We start from the raw sequence: 5,995 nt of genomic DNA on the forward strand, positions 1-5,995 counted from the left end.
AGGGTCGAGTTAGCTACTCATTAAAACCCGAATATACGCATGCATCTAATCTATTCTCGCTAAACAAGTTGTAATAACTCGGGAGTCCATATACTAGAATGACGAGTTTTTTCGATTTAGAGCTTGCTATGGTAGCCGTCATTCTGAACAGCGAGGAACGAGGTGATTCAGAATCTATCGTCCGGTTGAGCAGTGGTTAAGATGACCAGCAAAGAATAGGAGCCTGCTGTTACCAGATTCTTAGTCTCGCTGGCGCTCGCTAGAATGACGAGTTCTTTTGATTTAGAGCTTATTAAAGTCACCGTCATTCTGAACAACGAGGAACGAATGTGATTCAGAATCTACTGTCCGGCTGTGTAGTGGCTAAGACGAGCAGGAAGAATAGGAGTTTGCTGTTACCAGATTCTTAGTCTCGCTGGTGCTCGCTAGAATGACGAGTTCTTTTGATTTAGAGCTAATTAAAGTCACCGTCATTCTGAACAACGAGGAACGAGTGTGATTCAGAATCTATTGCCCGTTGTGCGGAAAGAAAGGCTCAAACTCAGATTGAGCGAGAGCCTCGAGAAATGCTTAAAGAATAATATCACGCACTTCTGGATCTTTACGATCTAGGTAGTGAGTCGACTTAATGCGACGAATAGTTCGGCATCGACCGCGTACGAGCAGCGTTTCTGTGGTTGCAATATTGCCTTGACGAGAGATACCTTCCAGCAAGTCACCTTTAGTGATGCCTGTAGCTGAAAATACCACATTGTCGCTACGAGCCATGTCTTCCATTTTGAGGACAACATTTGCTTTTACGCCCATTTCATCGCAGCGTTTTAGTTCATCTGCGCCGTAAATGCGGTTTTCTTCAGTATCGCCTTTTACTTCGTGACGAGGAAGCAGGCGACCGTGCATGTCACCGTCTAGCGCTCGAATTACCGCTGCTGATACTACCCCTTCTGGCGCGCCGCCAATACAGTACATCATGTCCACTTCACTGTCTGGCATACAAGTCAGAATAGAGGCAGCGACGTCACCATCAGGCACCGCAAAGACACGTACGCCCATTGCTTGCATTTCTGCAATAACGTCATCGTGGCGAGGTTTCGCAAGGGTAATAACGACTAGGGTATCAAGTGGCTTGTTCAGTGCTTTTGCTACGTTCTCTAGGTTCTCTTTTAACGGCTTTTCTAAGTCAATTACGCCTTTTGCACCAGGGCCAACAACCAGTTTTTCCATGTACATATCTGGCGCTTTAAGAAAGCTGCCTTTCTCACCTGCGGCAAGTACGGCTAGTGCGTTCGATTGTCCCATTGCCGTCATACGCGTTCCTTCAATCGGGTCGACTGCAATATCCACTTCATCACCACCAATACCAACTTGCTCACCAATGTACAGCATTGGCGCATCATCGATTTCACCTTCACCAATGACAATTTCACCACTGATATCTGTTTTGTTCAGTAGCGTGCGCATAACTTCAACAGCTGCGCCATCGGCTGCGTTTTTATCGCCACGGCCAAGCCATTTGTAACCAGCCAGAGCTGCACCTTCAGTCACACGGGAAAATGCCATTGCTAAATCGCGTTTCATGATGTCTCCAAGTAAGCAAGAGGGAAGAAGAATTTGCGCGGCGATTCTATCACAAGGTCGAGTAAACGTTTGCCTTTTTGCGAGGCTTTTACTTTATCTAACTTGAATTTGATCAATACTTAGGGCGATTTTCAGCGTGGCGGGACGCAAAATCCTTGCTCAAAAATGCTTCGGCGACAAGAAAAGTCAGCGTTTAGTGAGATTGCGCTGATTTTTTGACCGAATGATGCAAAATATCGAATATAGTGAGTGTTTCTCATCGCGACGCTGAGTAGAATGAACCTTATATAGGTTAGGTGTGCATCAATCTCGCACATCGTCCCAACGGAATAACATAGGTAGGCCAAGATGTCTTTTGAAGTACTAGAACAACTAGAATCTAAAATTCAAACTGCAGTTGACACAATCACTCTTCTTCAGATGGAAGTCGAAGAGCTGAAAGAAGATAAAGCTAAACTTGCGGAAGAAGCGAACGAGCTTCGCTCTCAACGTGAAGAGCTAGAGCAAAAAGCACAACAAGCACAGCAAGAGCACGCACAATGGCAAGAGCGCATTCGTGCACTACTTGGCAAAATGGACGAAGTGGAATAATTCGGCTTTTTCATTCCAAATTAAAAACACCCGCGTTAAGCGGGTGTTTGTGTTTTAGGGAAGTAGAAAATGTTGAGACAAGGCTAGGCGCTAAGAGCCAAGAGAAGGCCCTATAACTTAGGCGCCTAAGACTCGTTATGCTTCTTCATCCAACTCTAAATCAATATTCAATGGTTCTGGCGACAGGATAATTCCGGTGCTATCAGCATAAATGTAATCTTCTGGAAGGAAGCTAACGCCGCCAAAGTTGACTGGTACATCCAATTCGCCAATACCCTGACTGGTCGCTCCAACAGGAATAGAAGCGAGGGCTTGAATGCCTAAGTTCATATCTTCAAGTTCATCTACTTCACGAACACAGCCGTAAACGACAATGCCTTCCCACTCGTTTTCTTCCGCAATGGTTGCGATTTCTGCATCGATAAGGGCTTTACGTAGGGAACCGCCACCGTCAATTAACAAAACGCGACCAAGTCCATCTTGCTCTAATGTCTCGCGGATCAACGAATTATCTTCAAAACACTTGATGGTGGTGATTTGCCCGGCAAATGAAGCGCGACCGCCAAAATTACTGAACATTGGTTCAACCACATCTACCTGATCGAGGTAGATATCACAGAGTGCTGAGGTATTGTATTCCATAGCGTACCTTTCTAAACAGAAATTGGTTGTCTTTGAGTATATCTAGGCATTAAGTCAATGCAATGACAATCCTTTTTTAACTTACTAGAGTTTGAGCTACCACAATTGTTGCAAACAAAACGTTGGTGACTAAAGAGCATTTCACGATGACTGGCATCATTGGTGCTATCTGAGCGGGCTTTTGTGTATGCCAAACCGCTTTACCATGATCGGCCACGAAATAAATACTAAGTAAAAATGGCAAGCTAATCCAAACGGGTTTGTCTTGAATTAACAAGTAAGCCGCAAAGGCAAGAATAGCACCGCCAAGTAAAACAAAGTGGTACTGCTTGGCTTTGCGTTGACCCAAACGCACTGCGACCGTGCGTTTACCACACTCTCGGTCGTTTTCGATATCACGCATATTGTTGATGTTGAGTACTGCAACGGCGAGTAAACCGCAGCCTAGAGCAGGTAAGAATAGCGTGGTGTCTACGTGACCAGTATGCAAGAAGTAGGTACCGGATACGCCTAGTAGACCAAAAAACAAGAACACTGATATATCGCCAAGCCCCACGTAACCGTATGGTTTGCTACCCATGGTATAAGCAATGGCTGCGAGAATGGCCAAAATTCCCAGCCCGATAAAAGTAACAATGCTTTCCAGTGAACTTAGTGAATAGAAAACTAACACCAAGCCTGAGATTGCGGTCAGAACGATGTTAAAGATAATCGCTTGTTTCATCTGTTTAGCACTTACCGCGCCAGACTGCATCGCTCGTAATGGACCGAGGCGTTTGTCGTTATCTGTACCTTGAACGGCATCGCCATAGTCGTTTGCCAGGTTGGACAGAATTTGCAGCAATGTCGCGGTTACGAAAGCCATGATGGCAATCGTCAGTGAGAAATGACCCGCCGAGTACGCGAGCACGCTACCTGTTAAGATAGAGACCAATGCCAGAGGTAATGTTTTTGGACGAGCGGCTTCAAGCCAGATCTGTAGAGATTGTTTCATGGAAATTTCGTGCTAGTAACCAATGTGCCCAGTATAAGCACAAAGAGGCAGATACGCTATTGACCTAAAACAACTCAACTAGAAGTCAAAGGGTGATTCAGAATCTATCATCCGGTTGAGCAGTGGTGAAGGTGAGTGGGAAAGAATAGGCGTCTGCTGTTACTAGATTCTTAGTCTCGCTTGAGCTCGCTAGAATGACGAGATCTTTTTGATTTAGATGTTGTCAAAATCACCGTCATTCTGAACAGCGAGGAGCGAGTGTGATTCAGAATCTATCGTCCCAATAGTGCCGTGGTTAAGGTGAGTGGGAAGGAATAGGAGCTTGCTGTTAGCTGAGTCTTAGTCTCGCTTGAGCTCGCTAAAATGACGAGGTCTTTTGATTTAGATGTTGTCAAAGTCACCGTCATTCTGAACAGCGAGGAACGAGTGTGATTCAGAATCTATCATCTGATTGTGCGGTGGTTACGGTGAGAGAGAAAGAATAGGCGTCTGCTGTTAGTAGATTCTTAGTCTCGCTTGAGCTCGCTAGAATGACGAGATCTTTTTGATTTAGGTGTTGTCAAAGTCACCGTCATTCTGAACAGCGAGGAACGAGGTGATTCAGAATCTATCGTCCCAATAGTGCCGTGGTTAAGGTGAGTTGGAAAGAATAGGCGTCTGCTGTTAGCAGATTCTTAGTCTCACTTGAGCTCGCTAGAATGACGAGATCCTTGATTTGGGTGTTGTCTAAGTCACCGTCATTCTGAACAAAGAGGAACGAGTGTGATTCAGAATCTATCGTCCGGTTGTGCAGTGGTTAAGGTGAGTGGGAAGGAATAGGAGCTTGCTGTTAGCTGAGTCTTAGTATCGCTTAAGCTCGCGATGTATGGACTCCCTCCCTCTGGAGGGAGCTAGAATTTATGGTGTCAAAGCCTAAATCTAAGGAGTCCATACATGAAAAAGTCTACTACTATCGCCATTGATTTAGCAAAGCACTCTTTCCAAGTTTGTAAGCTTCAAGGAAGCTCTGATGAGTTTAATAAAGTATTTACTCGCGAAAAATTAAAAGCTTGGTTAATACAACAACCTCCAACGACCGTGGTTATGGAGGCATGCTCTACAGCCCATTATTGGGGACGGTTCTGCTGCAACCATGGGCATTCGGTTTGCCTCATTGCCCCAAAATATGTCACGGCATATCGAACGGGACAAAAAACAGATAAGAATGATGCAACAGCGATTGCTGTTGCATCTCAGCAAGCTAACGCCCGTTTTGTCGCTTTAAAATCTATTGATGAACAGGCACTACAATCGATCGATAGAATAAGACAGCACTTAACCGATTCGATGACAGCGACAAGTAACATGGTTCGCTCCTTGCTTTCAGAGTTTGGCTTCAATATCCCCAAAGGACATAGCGCCTTTAAAAGGCACATTATTGAAATTCTGGAAGATGGTCAGAACTCACTTCCTGATATCTTAAGAGAGCACATAGCAAACGCATTTCATTTGCATGAGACCTTAGCAAAAAAGAGGGCAGATTTAGAAACGAGCTTAACCCAACACCTCAAGCACCATGATGCATGTAGAAAACTTGAAGCTCTAGAGGGCGTTGGTCCAGTCAATGCTTTAGGGCTTTATCTTTCGTTAGGAGCCAATGGCGGTAACTTCAAAAATGGTCGAGAGGCTTCGGCTTGTATTGGACTTACTCCAAAACAGCATAGTACTGGAGGAAGAGTTACCCTTTTGGGTATCAGCAAAAAAGTTGGACAGAAGAAGTTACGTTCAAGCTTGATACAGGGAGCGCTTGCTGTTGCGAAGGTTGTAAATAAACGAGAGCCAAGGAATGTTAAAGAGACTTGGCTCAAGTCACTGATTCAGCGTGCAGGGTTAATGAAAGCCGCGGTTGCTTTAGCAAATAAGACCACAAGAACAGCTTGGGCATTGCTTCATTATGGTAGTGAGTATCAAGTGCCTCTAACTTACGAGTAGTAAGTCAAAGACGTTATTTACATCTTGATATAGCGAAGAACAGGTAAGACCGACCTTGAAGAGCCAGATCATTCCTTTGGATTATTTCCGCGCTCGCGAAATGGCATCAAGGTGCGAATACATCTAGGGTCGAGTTAGCTACTCATTAAAACCCGAATATACGCATGCATCTAATCTATTCTCGCTAAACAAGTTGTAATAACTCGGGAGTCCATATAC

General features: G+C 44.8%; 5 protein-coding genes. 2 read left to right on the forward strand and 3 right to left on the reverse strand.

Going from position 1 to position 5,995, the window contains the following annotated elements:
- Nucleotides 1–570: 570 nt before the first annotated feature.
- On the reverse strand, nt 571–1,578 hold the full coding sequence (gene glpX, locus CAG68_RS01855) for a class II fructose-bisphosphatase (RefSeq protein ID WP_005383180.1): 1,008 nt from the start codon (nt 1,576–1,578) through the stop codon (nt 571–573).
- A 348-nt stretch (nt 1,579–1,926) separates the two neighbouring features.
- Between glpX and zapB the strand changes: the two genes are divergently transcribed.
- Complete coding sequence (zapB, locus tag CAG68_RS01860) at nt 1,927–2,169, forward strand: cell division protein ZapB (RefSeq protein WP_005379536.1); 243 nt, start codon at nt 1,927–1,929, stop codon at nt 2,167–2,169.
- 135 nt (nt 2,170–2,304) lie between these two features.
- On the opposite strand, the gene rraA is transcribed toward zapB, so the two are convergent.
- Together rraA and CAG68_RS01870 are read right to left on the reverse strand one after the other, a co-directional pair.
- Nucleotides 2,305–2,811: a ribonuclease E activity regulator RraA gene (gene rraA / locus CAG68_RS01865; RefSeq protein WP_005379537.1), complete on the reverse strand. Its 507-nt coding sequence runs from the start codon at nt 2,809–2,811 to the stop codon at nt 2,305–2,307.
- Nucleotides 2,812–2,887: 76 nt separating this feature from the next.
- Nucleotides 2,888–3,805, reverse strand: a complete 918-nt coding sequence (locus CAG68_RS01870) for a 1,4-dihydroxy-2-naphthoate polyprenyltransferase (RefSeq protein WP_005397953.1) — start codon at nt 3,803–3,805, stop codon at nt 2,888–2,890.
- A 933-nt stretch (nt 3,806–4,738) separates the two neighbouring features.
- Here CAG68_RS01870 and CAG68_RS01875 point away from each other — a divergent pair.
- Nucleotides 4,739–5,776 (forward strand): IS110 family transposase, encoded by a 1,038-nt coding sequence (locus tag CAG68_RS01875; RefSeq protein WP_161440720.1) that lies wholly within the window; start codon nt 4,739–4,741, stop codon nt 5,774–5,776.
- Nucleotides 5,777–5,995 lie beyond the last annotated feature (219 nt).

Source organism: Vibrio sp. V42_P2S4T144, assembly GCF_009904715.1.
Taxonomy (GTDB): Bacteria; Pseudomonadota; Gammaproteobacteria; order Enterobacterales; family Vibrionaceae; genus Vibrio; species Vibrio alginolyticus.